This is a genomic window from Streptomyces sp. 2323.1 (genome assembly GCF_900221035.1).
GTDB classification, from domain to species: Bacteria; Actinomycetota; Actinomycetes; order Streptomycetales; family Streptomycetaceae; genus Streptomyces; species Streptomyces sioyaensis.
In genome coordinates, this window is record NZ_LT907981.1 from 5,620,846 (window position 1) to 5,637,402 (window position 16,557).

At 72.3% G+C, this 16,557-nt stretch carries 13 protein-coding genes; 4 read left to right on the top strand and 9 right to left on the bottom strand.

Annotated features, from left to right (window positions below; translation table 11 throughout):
• Nucleotides 1-12: 12 nt before the first annotated feature.
• Nucleotides 13-834 (bottom strand): serine hydrolase domain-containing protein, encoded by an 822-nt coding sequence (locus CPH93_RS24170; protein WP_096214050.1) that lies wholly within the window; start codon nucleotides 832-834, stop codon nucleotides 13-15.
• 185 nt (nucleotides 835-1,019) lie between these two features.
• Between CPH93_RS24170 and CPH93_RS24175 the strand changes: the two genes are divergently transcribed.
• Together CPH93_RS24175 and CPH93_RS24180 are read left to right on the top strand one after the other, a co-directional pair.
• Nucleotides 1,020-1,508 (top strand): MerR family transcriptional regulator, encoded by a 489-nt coding sequence (locus CPH93_RS24175; protein ID WP_006605831.1) that lies wholly within the window; start codon nucleotides 1,020-1,022, stop codon nucleotides 1,506-1,508.
• Nucleotides 1,509-1,515: 7 nt separating this feature from the next.
• Entirely contained in the window at nucleotides 1,516-2,532 is a 1,017-nt protein-coding gene (locus tag CPH93_RS24180; RefSeq protein ID WP_093482996.1) for an aldo/keto reductase, read from the top strand.
• A 48-nt stretch (nucleotides 2,533-2,580) separates the two neighbouring features.
• Here CPH93_RS24180 and CPH93_RS24185 read toward each other — a convergent pair whose 3' ends face one another.
• The 7 genes from CPH93_RS24185 to CPH93_RS24215 form a co-directional block, all read right to left on the bottom strand.
• Nucleotides 2,581-3,819 carry an acyltransferase family protein gene (locus CPH93_RS24185; RefSeq protein ID WP_096214051.1) on the bottom strand — a complete coding sequence of 413 codons (1,239 nt, stop codon included), beginning with the start codon at nucleotides 3,817-3,819 and terminating at the stop codon, nucleotides 2,581-2,583.
• Nucleotides 3,820-3,932: 113 nt separating this feature from the next.
• Nucleotides 3,933-5,099: an alpha/beta hydrolase gene (locus tag CPH93_RS24190; RefSeq protein ID WP_096214052.1), complete on the bottom strand. Its 1,167-nt coding sequence runs from the start codon at nucleotides 5,097-5,099 to the stop codon at nucleotides 3,933-3,935.
• Between the two features lie 155 nt (nucleotides 5,100-5,254).
• Complete coding sequence (locus tag CPH93_RS24195) at nucleotides 5,255-5,935, bottom strand: response regulator (protein WP_096214053.1); 681 nt, start codon at nucleotides 5,933-5,935, stop codon at nucleotides 5,255-5,257.
• Nucleotides 5,932-7,350 (bottom strand): sensor histidine kinase, encoded by a 1,419-nt coding sequence (locus CPH93_RS24200; protein WP_096214054.1) that lies wholly within the window; start codon nucleotides 7,348-7,350, stop codon nucleotides 5,932-5,934. Before CPH93_RS24200 ends, CPH93_RS24195 begins: the two co-directional genes overlap by 4 nt.
• Before the next feature lie 139 nt (nucleotides 7,351-7,489).
• Nucleotides 7,490-8,371: a DUF4429 domain-containing protein gene (locus tag CPH93_RS24205; RefSeq protein WP_093482991.1), complete on the bottom strand. Its 882-nt coding sequence runs from the start codon at nucleotides 8,369-8,371 to the stop codon at nucleotides 7,490-7,492.
• A gap of 207 nt (nucleotides 8,372-8,578) precedes the next feature.
• On the bottom strand, nucleotides 8,579-9,790 hold the full coding sequence (locus CPH93_RS24210; RefSeq protein WP_093482990.1) for an alpha/beta hydrolase: 1,212 nt from the start codon (nucleotides 9,788-9,790) through the stop codon (nucleotides 8,579-8,581).
• A 320-nt stretch (nucleotides 9,791-10,110) separates the two neighbouring features.
• A complete protein-coding gene (locus CPH93_RS24215; RefSeq protein WP_096214055.1) occupies nucleotides 10,111-10,773 on the bottom strand; it encodes a TetR family transcriptional regulator in 663 nt (220 codons plus the stop codon).
• Nucleotides 10,774-10,888: 115 nt separating this feature from the next.
• Between CPH93_RS24215 and CPH93_RS24220 the strand changes: the two genes are divergently transcribed.
• Complete coding sequence (locus CPH93_RS24220; RefSeq protein ID WP_096214056.1) at nucleotides 10,889-12,490, top strand: MFS transporter; 1,602 nt, start codon at nucleotides 10,889-10,891, stop codon at nucleotides 12,488-12,490.
• Between the two features lie 609 nt (nucleotides 12,491-13,099).
• Nucleotides 13,100-13,543 (top strand): peptidase inhibitor family I36 protein, encoded by a 444-nt coding sequence (locus tag CPH93_RS24225; RefSeq protein ID WP_096214057.1) that lies wholly within the window; start codon nucleotides 13,100-13,102, stop codon nucleotides 13,541-13,543.
• Nucleotides 13,544-13,677: 134 nt separating this feature from the next.
• On the opposite strand, the gene aceE is transcribed toward CPH93_RS24225, so the two are convergent.
• Complete coding sequence (gene aceE, locus CPH93_RS24230; protein ID WP_093482986.1) at nucleotides 13,678-16,410, bottom strand: pyruvate dehydrogenase (acetyl-transferring), homodimeric type; 2,733 nt, start codon at nucleotides 16,408-16,410, stop codon at nucleotides 13,678-13,680.
• Nucleotides 16,411-16,557: the final 147 nt, after the last annotated feature.

The window sequence follows — 16,557 nt, forward strand, 5'->3', positions numbered from 1 at the left end:
CCCGGTAGCACGTCAGGCCGGCCGCGCCAGTTCGGCCAGCACCGCGTCGGTCAGCTGCGGCCAGACCTCCATCGCCCACGGTCCGAAGGCCCGGTCGGTCAGCGCGATACCGGCCGCGCGGGCGTCGGGGTCCACCCACAGGAACGTCCCGGACTGCCCGAAGTGCCCGAACGTACGTGGTGAGGACGCGGCGCCCGTCCAGTGCGGCGACTTGCCTCCGCGGATCTCGAAGCCCAGCCCCCAGTCGTTGGGCCTGTGGTGGCCGAAGCCCGGCAGCACACCCGGCAGACCGGGGAAGACCACCTGGGTCGCCGCCGTGAGCGTCTCCCGGGCGAGCAGCCGCGGTGCCTGGAGCTCGGCGGCGAAGTGGATCAGGTCGGCGACCGTGGAGACGGCGTCCTTGGCGGGCGAGCCGGCCAGGTCGGTGGAGGTCATCCCGAGCGGTGCGAGCACCGCCTCGTGCAGATACTGCGGGAAGGGGATGTCGGTCGCCTTGGCCAGGTGGTCGCCGAGCGCCTCGAAGCCGGCGTTGGAGTAGAGCCGGCGGGTGCCCGGCTCGGCCATCGTGCGCGGCTCGTCGAAGGCCAGCCCCGAGGTGTGGGCGAGCAGATGACGCACCGTGGACCCCGGCGGGCCGGCCGGCTCGTCCAGCTCGACCGCGCCCTCCTCGACGGCCACCAGCGCGGCGTACGCGGCCAGTGGCTTGGTCACGGACGCCAGCGGGAAGCGCCGCTCCAGGGGGCCGTACGCTCCGGCCACCGAGCCGTCGGCTCGTACGACGGCGGCCGCAGCGGTGGGCACCGGCCAGTTCTCGATCATCCGCAGGCTCTGCATGCCCCCGAGCCTAGGCGGTGGCCGCAAGGCCCGGCCGTCCGCCCGCCCGGCCGGCCCGTGCCGCCCCAAATCCCGGTCAAGATCGTGCTTGCTTGGAGTGCGCTCGAACTCTCTAGCGTTGGAGACGTCGAGAGGCGCCCGGCGAAAACGCCGGGAGACATCCGGCGAACAGGGGAGACGGGGCCATGACGGTCATGCAGGGCGAAACGGTCGCGAGCGGCGCAAGAACCGCCGCCGAGCGGCCGGCGACGGAGCGCGGCTGCGGCACCACACCCCCGCACCCACGGCCCACCGGCCACGACCGGTACACGATCAGCGAGGTGGCCGAGCACACCGGCCTGACCGCACACACCCTGCGCTGGTACGAGCGGATCGGCCTGATGCCGCACGTGGACCGCACCCACACCGGGCAGCGGCGCTTCAGCAACCGCGATCTGGACTGGCTGAACCTGGTGGCCAGGCTGCGGCTGACCGGGATGCCGGTGGCGGACATGGTCCGTTACGCCGAGCTGGTGCGGGCGGGCGCGGGCACCTTCGCCGAGCGGGAGCGGCTGCTGACCGCGCACCGCGAGGACGTACGCCAACGGATCGCCGAGCTGCAGAGCACGCTGGACGTTCTCGACTACAAGATCGACATCTATGCCGACGCCCGGCGGGCGTCCGAGAGGTTCTGAGGTCCGTATGAGCAGCAAGAAGATCGAAACGGTCGAGCTGGGCACCGGCGGCCCGCGCGTCGGGGTGCAGGGCCTGGGCTGTATGGGCATGAGCTTCGCCTACGGTCCGACGGACGCAGGCGAGGCGCGGGCCACGCTGGAGCGGGCGCTGGAGCTGGGCGTCACGCTCTACGACACCGCCGACATGTACGGGATGGGGGAGAACGAGAAGTTCCTCGCCCCGTTCCTCCGGGCGCACCGCGACGAGGTCGTGCTCGCCACCAAGTTCGCGATAACCCTCGACCCGCAGGACCCGACGAAGCGGATCATCCGCAACGACCCGGCCTACATCCGCGAGTCCGTCGAGGGCAGCCTGCGGCGCCTGGGCGTGGACGAGATCGACCTGTACTACATGCACCGGCGCAACCCCGACGTCCCGATCGAGGAGTCGGTCGGCGCCATGGCCGAGCTGGTGGCCGAGGGCAAGGTCAAGCACCTGGGGCTGAGCGAGGTGACCGGCCCCGAGCTGCGCGCGGCGCAGGCCGTCCATCCGATCGCGGCGCTGCAGTCCGAGTGGTCGCTGTTCAGCCGGGACATCGAGCAGGGCGTGGTGCCGGCCGCCGCCGAGCTCGGCGTCGGCGTCGTCCCGTACTCCCCGCTCGGCCGGGGCTTCCTCACCGGCGCGTTCGTCCGCGCCGACAAGGAGCTGACCGCGGACGACTTCCGCCGCACGCAGCCCCGCTTCACCGGCGACAACGCGGCCGCCAACGCCGCGCTGCTGGAGCCGGTCCGCAGCATCGCCGAGGCGCACGGCGCCACGCCCGGCCAGATCGCCCTGGCCTGGCTGCAGCAGCAGGCCACGGCGCGCGGTCTGGCCGTCGTACCGATCCCCGGCACCCGTAAGCGCAGCCGCATCGAGGAGAACGCCGCGGCGACCGGGATCCGGCTGACCGCGCAGGATCTGGCGCTGCTGGAGCCGATCGCCGGGAAGGTCGCGGGGGCGCGGTACGCGGACATGTCGTCCACCTCGGCGGGGCGGGAGTAGGTACTCCCCGGGGGGCCGGAACAGCTCTACGGCCCCCCGGGCGCGGACCTATGCGAGCCCCAGTGCGAAGGCCGCGAACCCGGCGGCCAGAAGCGCCGCCGCGGTGCGGCGGGCCCGGGTGACCCCGGTCCAGGGGGCCTCGAAGCGGCGGGTGGTGCGGGCGATCAGGAGCAGTACGGCGGCGAAGACCGGCAGCCAGGCGAGCCGGGCGAGCAGCCAGCCGACGGTGTCGGGCGCCACGGTCAGCCCGGGCACCGGGCCCAGGAACGACGCGGGCACCGCCGCCGTCAGCATCGCCGTCTGGTGCCAGCACAGGATCGTCATCGCGGAGAGGTTGACGACCACGACCGGCGCCCACAGGGCGGGCCGGCGCAGGAGCCGGGCGAGCCGGTCCCGCAGCAGGACCGCGGCGCCGGACTGGGCCGCGGCCAGCGCCAGGACCAGCAGCGACGGCGGGTGGGAGTTCGTACGGTCCTGGCCGGGGACGCCGACCATGCTCGCCGGGTAGTGGAAGAACAGCAGCAGCGCGGCGAACAGCGCGGCACCGCCGAGCAGCAGCGCCCCGGCGGTGCGCCGGCCGAGCCGCCGCTCGCCCCAGCAGACCCCGAGCTGGTAGGCGAACAGCCAGCCGGGCAGGAGGTTGAGCAGGCTCAGCCACGACGGCATGGCGTCGGCGAACGGCCCGTAGCGCAGGAAGTCCACCCCGGCCACGGCCACCGCCAGCGGTGCCGCCGCCCAGGCGCCCAGCCGCCGCGCCGCGCGCACGCAGTACGGCGTCAGCGCGGTGGTCCCCGCGTACACCGCGACGAACCACAGCGGCTGGATCACCAGCGTCGCCCCGGTCCGCAGCGTCGCCTCCGGCACCCCCAGCCCGTACAGGAGCAGGAGCAGCGTCGCCCATACGGCGGTCACTCCGACGACCGGGCGGCCCAGCCGGACGAGCCGGCCGCGCAGCCAAGTGCCGGTGGAGGTGCCCCGCCCCAGGGCGCGCCCGTAGGAGAGCACCGACGCATGGCCGCCGACCAGGAAGAAGATGCCGAGCATCTGCAGCACCCAACTGGCGGGCGCGAGCAGCCCGAAGGCGGTCAGCGGACTGGCGTTGTGCAGCGCGCCGCCGGCGTCCAGGGTGAAGCCGCCCAGCAGCCAGTGGCCGGTGGGCACGGCGAGCAGCGCCAGCGCGCGCAGCCCGTCGATCGCCCGGTCGCGGTCCGCGGGCGTGCGGTCCTCGATCCTGCGGGCCGTCCGCCGGGCGGCGGATCTGAGAGGGGCGGGAGTGGCGGTGTCCATGAGGCGTCCTTGGGTTCTTCCGTCGCGGAATCGTCGGGTGGTTCAGTCCTTGGGGCAGGTGCGGGTGTGGTGCGGTGAACGGCGTTACGGTCGGCGCCCGTTGGCGGCGAGCGTCAGTGCACCGCCCCGTAGCGGCCCAGCACGATGGCCGCGACGTTGTGGAGGGAGTCCGTATCGGGGGCGAGATAGCCGGTGTGTCCTACGGCCCGCTGGGCGGGGATCCGGCGGGCCCCGAAGGCGGGATCGGTGGGGTCGGTGCCATGGCCCAGGCCCAGCAGTTGTACGTGCGGGAGGTCACCGATCCAGTCGGAGGCGTCCCGCCCCGCCCAGACCCGGGCCGACGTGCGCAGCTCCGCCACGCTGTCCCGGCGCATACCGGGGGAGCCGAGGACGATCAGATCGGCGAGGCCGCCACCGCCCAGCCGCGGCACGGCCAGCCCGCAGACCACCGAGCCGTAGCTGTGGCACAGCACCGCCGGGGGCCGGGCGCCGACCGCGGTCAGCCCGGACAGCAGACGGGCCAGCCGCGGCGCGGCGGCCTCGGCGAGCCGCCCGGTCGCGGCGTCCGGACCGAGCCCGACCGGTGTGGTGTAGCCCGCCCAGGCGATGACCGCGGTACGGCTCCCGGGCGCATCGGCGGCCAGCTGGGCGCGCAGCGACCTGGCCATGCCGCTCGGCGTGCCGTACGGGTCCTTCGCCCGGTCGAAGGACATCAGGTCGATGTCCGAGCCCGGCACGATCACGGCGGTGTGCTCGGCGGTGGCCAAGTCACCGTGTACTTCGGCGACTTGGCCCCGGCCGCGCGGGTCGAAGGCGAGGATCTGGCGGCCGGGGGCGAGCAGCGCGGTGTAGCGGCGGGCCACGGCCCGGTCCTGCCGGTGGTCCTGGAGGGTGCCGGCCGGGTCGCCGGCGCGGGCCAGTCGGCGGTCCCGTTCCGCCCTCAGGGCACGGGAGTTGGCCTCGTACCGCAGCGCGAGGGGCGCACCGTCGAGATTGCCGACGGTGAGCGGATGCCGGGCCACCAGCGTCTGCCGCTGGCGGTCGGCCAGCGTGGCGAAGAAGCGGGCGACCTCGGCGGGGGCCGCGGTCGCCGGGTCCGGCAGCCGGACGCCGAGCGAGTGGTCGGCCCGCCAGGCGGCCGCGCCGGGCGCCGGACCGGTGACCGCGGTCTGTGCGGTGCCGGCCGCCCAGCCGCCGGTGCCGGCGGCCACGGCCACCGCGAGCGCGGCACCGATGAGCGCGCGCCTGCTGCGTCGGGCGGCGCTGCGCAGCCTGGACATGTGGGTCTCCCTCCCGTTGGTGGCGGAGGGAAACGTAGGAAGGGGGTGGGTGACGCGGCGTCACACCGCGGAGCCAACTCCCGGGTGATACCGGGGTAGGGGGTCCGGGCCGCCCCTCGTCCGAAAGGAGGAGGAGCGCGCCCCCGCGGCGGCCGCTACCGCTCGCCGGGCGCGACCAGCCCCGACTCGTACGCGAAGATCACGGCCTGCGCGCGGTCCCGCAGCGCCAACTTGGCGAGCACCCGGCCGATATGGGTCTTCACGGTCTGCTCCGCGAGGATCAGCGCCTCGGCGATCTCCTGGTTCGACAGCCCGCGGGCGATCAGCTCCAGGACCTCCGTCTCGCGTGGGGTCAGACCGTTCAGCCGCAGCGCGGCGCGGTCCGTGCGGGGCGCCGGCCGCTGCCGGGCGAAATCGGCGATCAGCCGCCGGGTCACGGACGGTGCCAGCAGCGCCTCACCGGCCGCCACCACCCGGACCGCGGAAATCAGATCGGCCGGCGGCGCATCCTTGAGCAGGAACCCGGACGCCCCCGCACGCAGCGCCTCGTAGACGTAATCGTCGACATCGAAGGTGGTCAGCATCAGTACCTTCGGCCGGTGCGTGACCCCGACCGGCGGATCGAGCAGCTGACGGGCCGCCTCCAGCCCGTCCATCTCCGGCATCCGGACGTCCATCAGCACGACGTCGGGGTGCGCCCGGCGGCTCAGCGCCACGCCCTGTACCCCGTCCGGCGCATCACCCACCACCTCGATATCGCTCTGCGCGGCGAGCAGCGCGGCGAAGCCCGCCCGCACCATGGCCTGGTCGTCGACGATGATCACGCGCGTGGTCACAGGGAACCGGCATCCTTCGTGGGGTTTGTGGGCTTCGTGGGGAGGGACGACGCCGGGGCGGCCGGCGGCGCGAGCGGAAGCTGGGCGGCGACCCGGAAGCCGCCGTCGGGCAGCGGGCCGGTGTCGAGCGACCCGTCCACCAGCCGCACCCGCTCCCGCATCCCCACCAGGCCGTGGCCGGTGCCGCCGGTCTCCAGGGGTGCGGACGGCGTGGCGGGCGCGGGCGGCGCGGAGTTGACGACCAGGACGGTCAGCCGGGCACCGTCCGCCGTCGTCCGCAGCGACACCCGGGTCGGGGCGCCCGGCGCGTGCCGTACGACGTTGGCCAGCGCCTCCTGGACGATGCGGTACGCCGACAGATCCACCGCCGGTTCGAGCACCGCACTCTCCTCGGGCAGCGCCAACTCGACCGGCACACCGGCCCGTACGGTCCCCTCGACCAGCTTCGGCAGCATGCCGATCCCGGGCTGCGGGGCCTTCTCCGGGCCGCCCTGCCGCTCCGTCTCCTCGCTGCGCAGCACCCCGAGCAGCCGGCGCATCTCGGCCAGCGACTCGCGGGCGGTCGCCGCGATCGCCCCGAACTCGTCCTCGGCCGCCTTCGGGATCCCGCTGATGCGGTACGGCGCGCTGTCGGCCTGGACCGTGATCACCGACATGTGGTGGGCGACGACATCGTGCAGCTCACGGGCGATCCGGGTGCGTTCCTCCAGCAGGGTCCGACGGGCCCGCTCGGCCTCGCTGATGGTCTCCTGCTCGATCAACTTCCGCTGGGCGTCGCCCCGTTCGCGCAGGGTGGCGCCCATCATCAGCATCACACCGGAGAGGACGAACAGCAGCACCCAGGTGTTCTGGACGTGCGCGGGGGCGGCAAGCTCGAAGAGGATTCCCGCCGCACCGGTCGTCAGCCAGACGGCGATCAGGGTGCGGCGGCGCTCGCGCAGCGACAGCGCCAGCATCAGTGCGAGATAGCCGACGATCACCGGGGGCGGCCAGGGCCAGGCGCGACCCGCGACGCCGTCGACCATGGTGAGCGCCAGGGCACAGACCACGTCCGCCGCGAAGATCACCCACCAGGCCTGCAGCGGCCGGGCGACCGCGAGCAGCAGGGAGACGCTCTGTGCGGTGGCCAGCGCACCGGCCAGTGCGCCGGCCATGCCGTAGTCGTTGGCGAGCACGGTGACGGTCGTGGGCAGCAGCGACACCGCGAACCCGAAGGCAAGGAGGTACGGCAGCCGGCGCAGCCAGCGATTCTGGACCGCGGCGAACAGCGGGGTGCCGGGCTCGGTCGGGGTGCCCAGCTCGACGGCGAGCAGGCGCAGCGCCTGCCGTACGGCGCGCAGCGCCCGGTGCCGGGCCGGCTCGTGCGCGGCGTCGTGGGCGGGCTCGGGTGTGGAAGGGGGAGGGTGTCCGGTCATGACGCCCTCAATGTAAGCGGACCGCGACGGCCGCGGCGTCCTCCCTGGGGCCGGGGTTGGGCGGAACCCAGGGAGGAGCCGAGCGCCGGAAGGCTGCCGTCCGCGCGTCGCGGGCAAGGCGGGACGTTGCGGACCCGCCCTACAGCTCCGCCAGCAGCTCGGCCTTCTTCATGCTGAACTCGTCGTCGGTCAGCAGACCGGCGACGTGCAGTTCGCCGAGGTGCCGGATGCGGTCCGCGATGTCCGCCGGGTCCCGGCGCGCGTCCCCGGTCCGGCGGCGCACCGGTTCGCCGTCCGGCGTCTCCTGCGCCGGCTCGGCGGCGCGGACGGCCTGCAGCACCGCGGCCGCGAACGGCAGCGACTCATGCACGGGGCCGTATCCCAGCCCGAACACCACGGCGGCCGGATCCTGGTCCGCCTCGTCGGCCCCGCCGTCGCGGGCACCGCGTGCCAGCAGCCGCAGATAGCCGTTGAGGATCTCCGGCGACCGCCACTCGATCCCGGCCAACTCGCCTACGGGGAAGGTCTGGTCGCCGCATTTCCACTTCGCCGAGGACGCGCCGGTCCAGAACCAGCGGAAGGCGACCGACCGGCCGTCGAAGGAGGCCTTGCCGTCATACGCCTTGAAGTGCAGCGGGGGCTCCGGCGCGGCCACCAGATGGCGGTCGGCGGGCTCTTTCGCATCGGGGCCGAGCGCCGTGCGCAGCTCGTCGGCGTAATACTCGGCCAAGGTCTCGCGCTCGGCCGGCAGCACCAGCCGATACGGATCGGAGTCGTCCTTGAGCTGCCCGTTCGCCGCCTCCATCAACGGATCGGCGCCGTGCCGCGGCACGGCGTGCAGCACCACCGTGCCGCGTCTGCCCTCGGTCACCTCGACAGCGCTCAGCGCCTCGTACGGAATGCGTCGCTCGCCGAGCGCCTGGAACAGCTTCGGCCTGCGGATCCCCCGTTCGAAGCGGATGAGTACGGAGTCGGTGTCGAACTCCCAGACGGCGTGAAAACCGGCCAGCACATCACCCATGTGGCTCATCGTATGCGGGCGGTTGCCCGCCCGTCCCCCTTCCTGACACCTCAAGGGGGCCCGCCGAAGCTACGCGCGTCACTCCGGCCACCCGCTCCTTCCCTGCCACATGGACGTCACCCGTACCGGGCGCGGTTCCCGCAGGTACGGCCCGTCCCCGGGCGCCGGGCCGTACCTGCGGCCGCTGGTCGTACGGCGGTGCGGCCCTCAGACCGTGGCACCGCACTGCGGGTCGGCGGAGGCGCAGTCGACGGTGCCGGTGTCGCCGACGCCGACCCGCGCGAAGTTCTGCAGGCTGCGGGTGCCGGGCTCGAAGTAGCCGGCGTGCCCCACGGCGCCGTCGGCCGACAGGATCCGCGCACCGAAGGACGGATCGACCGGGTCCGCACCGTGGCCGAGCCCGCCGACCTCCAGATTCGGCACGTCCTGGATCCAGTCGTCGGAGTCCCGCATCGCCCAGACCCGGGCGTGGGTGCCCAACCCCTTGAGGCTCCCGGCCCGCATGCCCGGGCTGCCGGCCACCGCGATGTCCTTGACGTTCGACGGCAGGGTGCGGGCCGCGACGCCGCACACCACGGAGCCGTAGCTGTGGCAGAACAGCGAGACCGAGTCGGACGACGGCAGCGCGTTCACCAGGGCGCGCAGCCGCACGGCGCCGGCCGCGGCCAGCTGCCCGGTGGCGGCCTCGACGCCGACGCCCGACGGCGAGGTGAAGTCGGCCCAGGCGATCACGGCCGTACGGGCGCTCGGGCGGGCCTCCCGCTCGGCGCCGTAGAGGGCGCGGCCCATGCCGACGGGGGCCGTGGTGGCCCGTGCGGTGCGCTCGAAAGTCGACAGATTGGTGTCCACACCGGGCACCACGACGGAGACCCGGTCCGCCTTCGTGAGATTCCCGAAGACCTCGGCGGCCCGTCCGCCGTCGGCCGGGTCGAAGGCGAGGATCTGCCGGCCGGGGCTCATCAGCGATTCGAGGCGGTGCATCAGCTGGCCCGCCGTCTGGCGGCCGACGGGGGTGAGCCGGGGGTCGCTCATCCGGCGCTTCTCGACGCGGCGGGCGTCGTCGATGGCCTTCCGGTTGGCGTCGTAGCGCAGCTGCGCGGGGGCGCCGCCCAGATTGCCGACGACCAGCGGATAGCGGGTGGCGAGCTGCTGCTTCTCGGCGCGGCTGAGGGGCGCGAAGAAGGCCCGGACCGCGGACGGCTGCGCGTTGGGGTCGGGCAGCGGGCGTCCGAGGAAGGTGGCGTGCTTCCAGGCGACCTTGGCGGTGGCCAGCGGGTTGGCGTCGTCCTTGGTACCTCTGATGGCGGTCCAGCCGGTCATCGCAAGCATCACGAACACCACCACCAGGGCGAGCGAGGCGCGCCAGGCGGTGGACTGCAGAAAACCGGAGGAGGGGCCAAGGCCCGGGAAGGAAGTCACCGCGAGCCACCCTAGGAGAAGCGGAAGCATGCCTGTGGTGGCCGTGAGTGATCTCACGTTTCACAGTGGGTATTTCGACCAAACCGGACACGAGTGGTCTGTTTCCGGCGCTCAGGCGTGCAGAGGTGGTCTCAGGGGGCCACGGGGGTCGAACGCGCAGCGCCGGAAGGCGGTTACGGGGAGTGGGGGCTGCCGTGCCGGACGGCCGTGACGGGGAAGTGGAGGATGCCGCGCCGGAGGGTCGCTACGAGGAAGTCCGGAGGGTCGCTACGAGGAAGTGGGGAATGCCGCTCCGGCCACCCCCGCCGCCGGCGGTGCGTTCACCGCGACCGCGTCTGCCAGTCGTCCTCGATCGCCGGCCCGATGTGGTCCAGGTAGGACATGGTCAGTTCGCGGATCGACGACACGGTGTGGTCCTCGCCCTCGCTCCAGACCTGGCCCGCGGCCCGCATCACCCCGCTGAACGCGGCCACCAGCACCCGCGGCCGCGGGTCGGCGTCCACGTCGAGCCGCTCGCGCCGGGCGATCAGCCGCGCGAGCTGCGCCTCCAGCTCGACGGAGCGCCGCAGATGGACGGCGACCAGCGCGGGCGTCGACTCGATCATCCGGTACGTGCGCATGTACAGCTCCACCGGGATCACCGACGCGATGGCGCTGCCGACGTCGTCCCAGGCCACCGTCACGGCGCTGCGCAGGGCGGTCAGCGGGGCCTCCGTCGCGGGCCGGGCGCTCAGCTCGTCGAGGAAGCGGGCCTCGACCATCTCCTGGACCGCGAAGGTGACGTCCTCCTTGTTCGCGAAGTAGCGGAAGAACGTCCGCTGGGAGACGTCCACCGCCTCCGCGATCTCGTCGACGGTCGTCGCCTCGTACCCCTGCTCCGTGAACAGTTCGAGCGCCGCCCGGATCAGGGCGTCGTGGGTGCGCTGTTTCTTGCGTTCCCGCAGGCCGCCTGCGGGTGCCGAGTGCGGCGTCGGGGTGGCCATCCTGCGCCGCCTTTCCCTGGTGTTCTCGCTGCTCAGATTACCTGTGAGCGACGTGACAGTCACCGACTCATGAATTGCTTTGTCAACTGTCAGTGGCTGTCATTAGCCTCGCCGTATGAGCTCTCAGACCCCGGTTGCCCACGCCGCGCCGGAACTTCCCGTACCGGAGCCCCCCAAGGGGCTGCGAGGCCATCCGTGGCTGACCCTCTTCTCCGTCGCCATCGGCGTCATGATGGTCGCCCTGGACGGCACGATCGTCGCCATCGCCAACCCGGCCATCAAGCAGGACCTCGGCGCCTCGCTCGCCGACGTGCAGTGGATCACCAACGGCTACATGCTCGCCCTGGCCGTCGCGCTGATCACGGCGGGCAAGCTCGGTGACCGCTTCGGCCACCGCCAGACCTTCCTCATCGGCATCCTCGGCTTCGCCGCCGCCTCCGGCGCCATCGGGTTCTCCCACGAGGTCGCGCTGGTCATCATCTTCCGTGTCCTGCAAGGCCTGTTCGGCGCACTGCTGATGCCCGCCGCGCTGGGCCTGCTGCGCGCCACGTTCCCGGCCGAGAAGCTCAATATGGCGATCGGCATCTGGGGCATGGTCATCGGCGCCTCCACCGCCGGCGGCCCGATAGTCGGCGGACTGCTGGTCGAGCACGTCAGCTGGCAGTCCGTGTTCTTCATCAACGTCCCGGTCGGCGTGCTGGCCCTGGTGCTCGGCCTGGTGATCCTCAAGGACCACCGCGCGGAGAACGCCCCCCGCTCGTTCGACGTCCCGGGCATCGTGCTGCTCTCCGGAGCGATGTTCTGCCTGATCTGGCCGCTGATCAAGGCATCCGAATGGGGCTGGGGCGACGCCAAGACCTGGGGCTTCCTGATCGGCGCCGTGGTCCTCTTCGCCCTGTTCGCCGTCCTGGAGTCCAAGGTCCGCGAACCGCTCATCCCGCTGCGGATGTTCCGCTCGGTGCCGTTGACCGCCGGCACGATCCTGATGGTGCTGATGGCCTTCGCCTTCATGGGTGGCCTGTTCTTCGTGACGTTCTACCTGCAGAACGTGCACGGCATGACCCCCGTGGACAGCGGACTGCACCTGCTGCCGCTCACCGGCATGATGATCGTCGGCTCGCCGCTCGCGGGCGCCCTGATCACCAAGTTCGGCCCGCGGATCCCGCTGGTCGGCGGCATGGTCCTCACCGCCGTCGCCACGTACGGCATGTCCGGCCTGGACACCGGCAGCGGCACCGGCCCGATGTCCCTCTGGTTCGCGCTGCTCGGCCTGGGCCTCGCGCCCGTCATGGTCGGCGCCACCGAGGTCATCGTCGGCAACGCCCCGCTGGAGCTCTCCGGTGTCGCCGGCGGTCTCCAGCAGGCCGCGATGCAGGTCGGCGGCAGCCTCGGCACGGCCGTGCTCGGCGCGGTGATGGCCTCCCGCGTCGATGAGAAGCTCCCCGGCAAGTGGGCGGAGGCGGGCCTTCCGTCGGTCCCGCCCGCCAAGGCGTCCCAGCTGTCCGACGCGGTGTCGGCCGGCATTGCGCCGGTCCCCAAGGGCACCCCGCCCCAGCTGGCCGAGAAGATCACCTCCGTCGCCCACGAGACCTTTGTGTCCGGCATGGGCCTGGCCTTCACGGTCGCCTGCGGCGTGGCGGTCGTCGCGGCCGTCGTCGCCGTCTTCACCAAGCGCGGCGCGAACGCCGAGGCGGGGGCGGGCGTCGGTCACATCTGAGGGGCGGGGCTGGGTCGGCGGTCGGGAGCTGTACGGCCCGGCCCTGCGGCGCAGCCGTACGGTCCTGGCGCCCCATCGCCCTTGCTCTCGCCATCGCGACCCAGCACCACACCCCACCGGCGCGCGGCCGGCCCGAGGAATCCTCGGCCGGTCGCGCGCCGTCGTGTCCTGTCCCGGGCGCGGCAGCCTGAGCCGGGCGTCAGCAGGCCGCGTCAACCCGCTGCCCGCGGCCGCCGCCCGCCCCACCCTCCTTACGCCCCGCGGCAGTTGGCCCCGCCCGGAGCGGCGAATCCCTCATCCGGATGAGCCGTCACGGGAACCCTCGCCCCGCCTACGGCCCTCCGGGGCCGCTCGCTCGCACGGCCCCTCCGCATGCCCTGGGAAGAACGGTTTCTGCCTTCCGCTGCCGCCGCCCGTCCCGCGTCAACACCGTGCACCACCGCCCCGCTCCGGACCGTTCCGCTCGTCCACATACCTGATCCGGGTGGGACCGCCGCCACGGCCTTGGCAGCCGCGCCGCACCCTCGCGAAGCTCGAAGCCGAAGAACCCGCCGCGGGCAGCCGGCCCGCCGCGGGACGCCATCGCCGTACTCCACGGGGGAGATTCCCATGCAACTGCGTCTGCGTACGCCCCACACCACCGCGCTCCTGACCGGCCTCACCGCACTGGCCGCCGCGCTCGCCGTACCGCCCGCCACCGGCACCCCGGCAGCGCAAGCGGCCACCGGCACCCCGGCCGCGCAGGCGGCCACCGGCGTCCGGGGCGCCACCTCGGGGGACTGCGCCACCGGCCAGCTCTGCTTCTGGCCGACGGCCGGCTTCGGCGGCGAGCGGCGGACCCACGAGCTGTCCGACACCGACATCGAGAGCTGCATCCCGCTGCCCAAGGGCGGCACCGCCGCGGCGCTCGCCAACCGCACCGGCCGGCCGGTCACCACCTACCAGAGCGCGGAGTGCGCCGAGACCGCCGAGTTCGACACCTATCCGGGCGGCGGCACCTGGGTGCCCCGATCCCCCTACCAGGTAAGGGCGTTCAAGGTATGGGAGCGCTGAACCGGCCGCCCGCGGGCCGCCTGCGCCCCCTCGCCTGCCACCTCTTCCACCGCACAGCACCGCGCCCCCCGACCGGCGAAGGACGCGGGTCGAGGGGCGCGGTACGGAAGCTGCGGCGGTCGGCCGCGGAGAGGTCAGGCGTCGCCGCCGGCCTCACCCGCGTCGGCGGCCGAGACGTCCAGGAGCTGGTAGCGGTCGATCGCCTGCTTCAGCAGCGACCGGTCGACCTTGCCCTCCTTGGCGAGCTCGGTGAGCACGCCAAGGACGATGGACTGCGCGTCGATGTGGAAGAAGCGACGGGCCGCGCCACGGGTGTCCGCGAAGCCGAAGCCGTCGGCGCCCAGCGACTGGTACGTGCCGGGAACCCAGCGCGCGATCTGGTCGGGAACCGCACGCATCCAGTCCGAGACCGCGAGCGCGGGGCCCTCGGCGCCCTGGAGCTTCTGCGTCACGTACGGGACGCGCTGCTCCTCCTCCGGGTGCAGAAGGTTGTGCTCCTCGGTCTCCACCGCGTCGCGGCGCAGCTCGTTCCAGGACGTCGCCGACCAGACATCGGCCTTGACGTTCCACTCGTCCGCGAGGATCTGCTGGGCCTCGATCGCCCACGGCACCGCGACACCCGAGGCGAGGATCTGGGCGGCGTGCTCGCCCTTCTCGCCGGGCTTGATGCGGTGCAGGCCCTTGAGGATGCCCTCGACATCGACGTCGGCCGGCTCCGCCGGGTGCTGGATCGGCTCGTTGTAGACGGTCAGGTAGTAGAAGATGTCCTCGGAGTTCTCGCCGTACATCCTCCGCAGACCGTCCTTGACGATGTGCGCGATCTCGTAGCCGTAGGCCGGGTCGTAGGCGACACAGGCCGGGTTCGTCGAGGCCAGCAGCTGGGAGTGGCCGTCGGCGTGCTGCAGACCCTCGCCGGTCAGCGTCGTACGGCCGGCGGTGGCGCCGAGCACGAAGCCGCGCGCGAGCTGGTCGGCCATCTGCCAGAACTGGTCACCGGTGCGCTGGAACCCGAACATCGAGTAGAAGACGTAGACCGGGATCAGCGGCTCGCCGTGCGTGGCATAGGCGGAGCCCGCCGCGATCAGCGAGGCCGTGCAGCCCGCCTCGGTGATGCCGTCGTGCAGCATCTGGCCGGTCGGCGACTCCTTGTACGCAAGGAGAAGTTCGCGGTCGACCGACTCGTACTGCTGGCCCAGCGGGTTGTAGATCTTGGCCGACGGGAAGAACGCGTCCATACCGAAGGTGCGGTACTCGTCGGGCGCGATCGGCACGAAGCGCTTGCCGATCTCCTTGTCCCGCATCAGGTCCTTCAGGACCCGCACGAACGCCATCGTCGTGGCGATCTTCTGCTGGCCCGAGCCCTTCTTGGCAGGCGCGTAGGCCTTGTCGTCCGGCAGCGCCAGCGGCTTGGCGCGCACGATCCGGGTGGGCACATATCCGCCCAGACCCTTGCGGCGGTCGTGCATGTACTGGATCTCTTCGGAGTTCCGGCCCGGGTGGTAGTACGGCGGCAGGCCGTCCTCCAGGTCCTTGTCCGGGATCGGCAGGTGCAGCCGGTCACGGAAGCCCTTGAGGTCCGCGACCGTCAGCTTCTTCATCTGGTGGGTCGCATTGCGGCCCTCGAAGTTCGGGCCGAGCGTCCAGCCCTTGACGGTCTGCGCGAGGATCACCGTCGGCTGGCCCTTGTGGGCCTTGGCCGCCGCATACGCCGCGTAGATCTTCTTGTGGTCGTGACCGCCGCGGCCCAGGTGCAGGATCTGGTCGTCGGTCATGTTCTCGACCATGGCGCGCAGCCGCTGGTCGTCGCCGAAGAAGTGCTCACGGATGTAGGCACCGGTCTCGGTGGCGTACGTCTGGAACTGACCGTCGGGCGTGCTGTTGAGCTTGTTGACCAGGATGCCGTCGCGGTCCTGCGCGAGCAGCGGGTCCCAGCTGCGGTCCCACACCAGCTTGATGACGTTCCAGCCGGCGCCGCGGAACTGCGACTCCAGCTCCTGCATGATCTTGCCGTTGCCGCGGACCGGGCCGTCGAGGCGCTGGAGGTTGCAGTTGACGACGAAGGTCAGGTTGTCCAGGCCCTCACGGGCGGCGATGGACAGCTGGCCGAGCGACTCGGGCTCGTCCATCTCGCCGTCGCCGAGGTAGGCCCATACGTGCGACTTGGAGGTGTCGGCGATACCGCGCGCCTCCATGTAGCGGTTCATCCGCGCCTGGTAGATCGCGCCGAGCGGGCCGAGGCCCATCGAGACGGTCGGGAACTCCCAGAAGTCCGGCATCAGCCGCGGGTGCGGGTAGCTGGACAGACCGTTGGGGGCCTTGGACTTCTCCTGCCGGAAGGCGTCGAGCTGGCCCTCGGACAGCCGGTCCAGGAGGTACGCGCGGGCGTAGACACCGGGCGAGGCATGGCCCTGGAAGAAGATCTGGTCGCCGCCGTCGCCCTCGTCCTTGCCCCGGAAGAAGTGGTTGAAGCCCACGTCGTAGAGGGAGGCGGAGGAGGCGAAGGTGGCGATGTGGCCGCCGACGCCGATACCCGGCCGCTGCGCACGCGAGACCATGACGGCGGCGTTCCACCGGGTCGCGTTCAGGACCTTGCGCTCGATCTCCTCGTTGCCGGGGAAGAACGGCTCGTCCTTGGTCGCGATGGTGTTCACGTAGTCCGTGCTGCGCATCTCGGGCACGGCCACACGCTTCTCGCGGGCGCGCTCGATCAGGCGGAGCATGAGGTAGCGGGCACGTTCCCGGCCGCGCTCGTCGACGGCTGCGTCGAGCGAGTCGAGCCATTCCTGGGTCTCTTCGGGATCGAAGTCCGGGACCTGGCTGGGAAGGCCGCCAATGATGATCGGGTTTCGATCGGATCCGGAAGCCACGCTGTTCCTTCGTGTTCGGTTCGTGTCGTGCTCTGCAGGTTATGGATGCTGTGCACGGACGAATGCTGTCTCTGCCTTGGTGTCGCGCCGTCTCCATCGTGTACCGAGCCACAGGGATACGTCACCTCTACCGATGGGTAACCCATC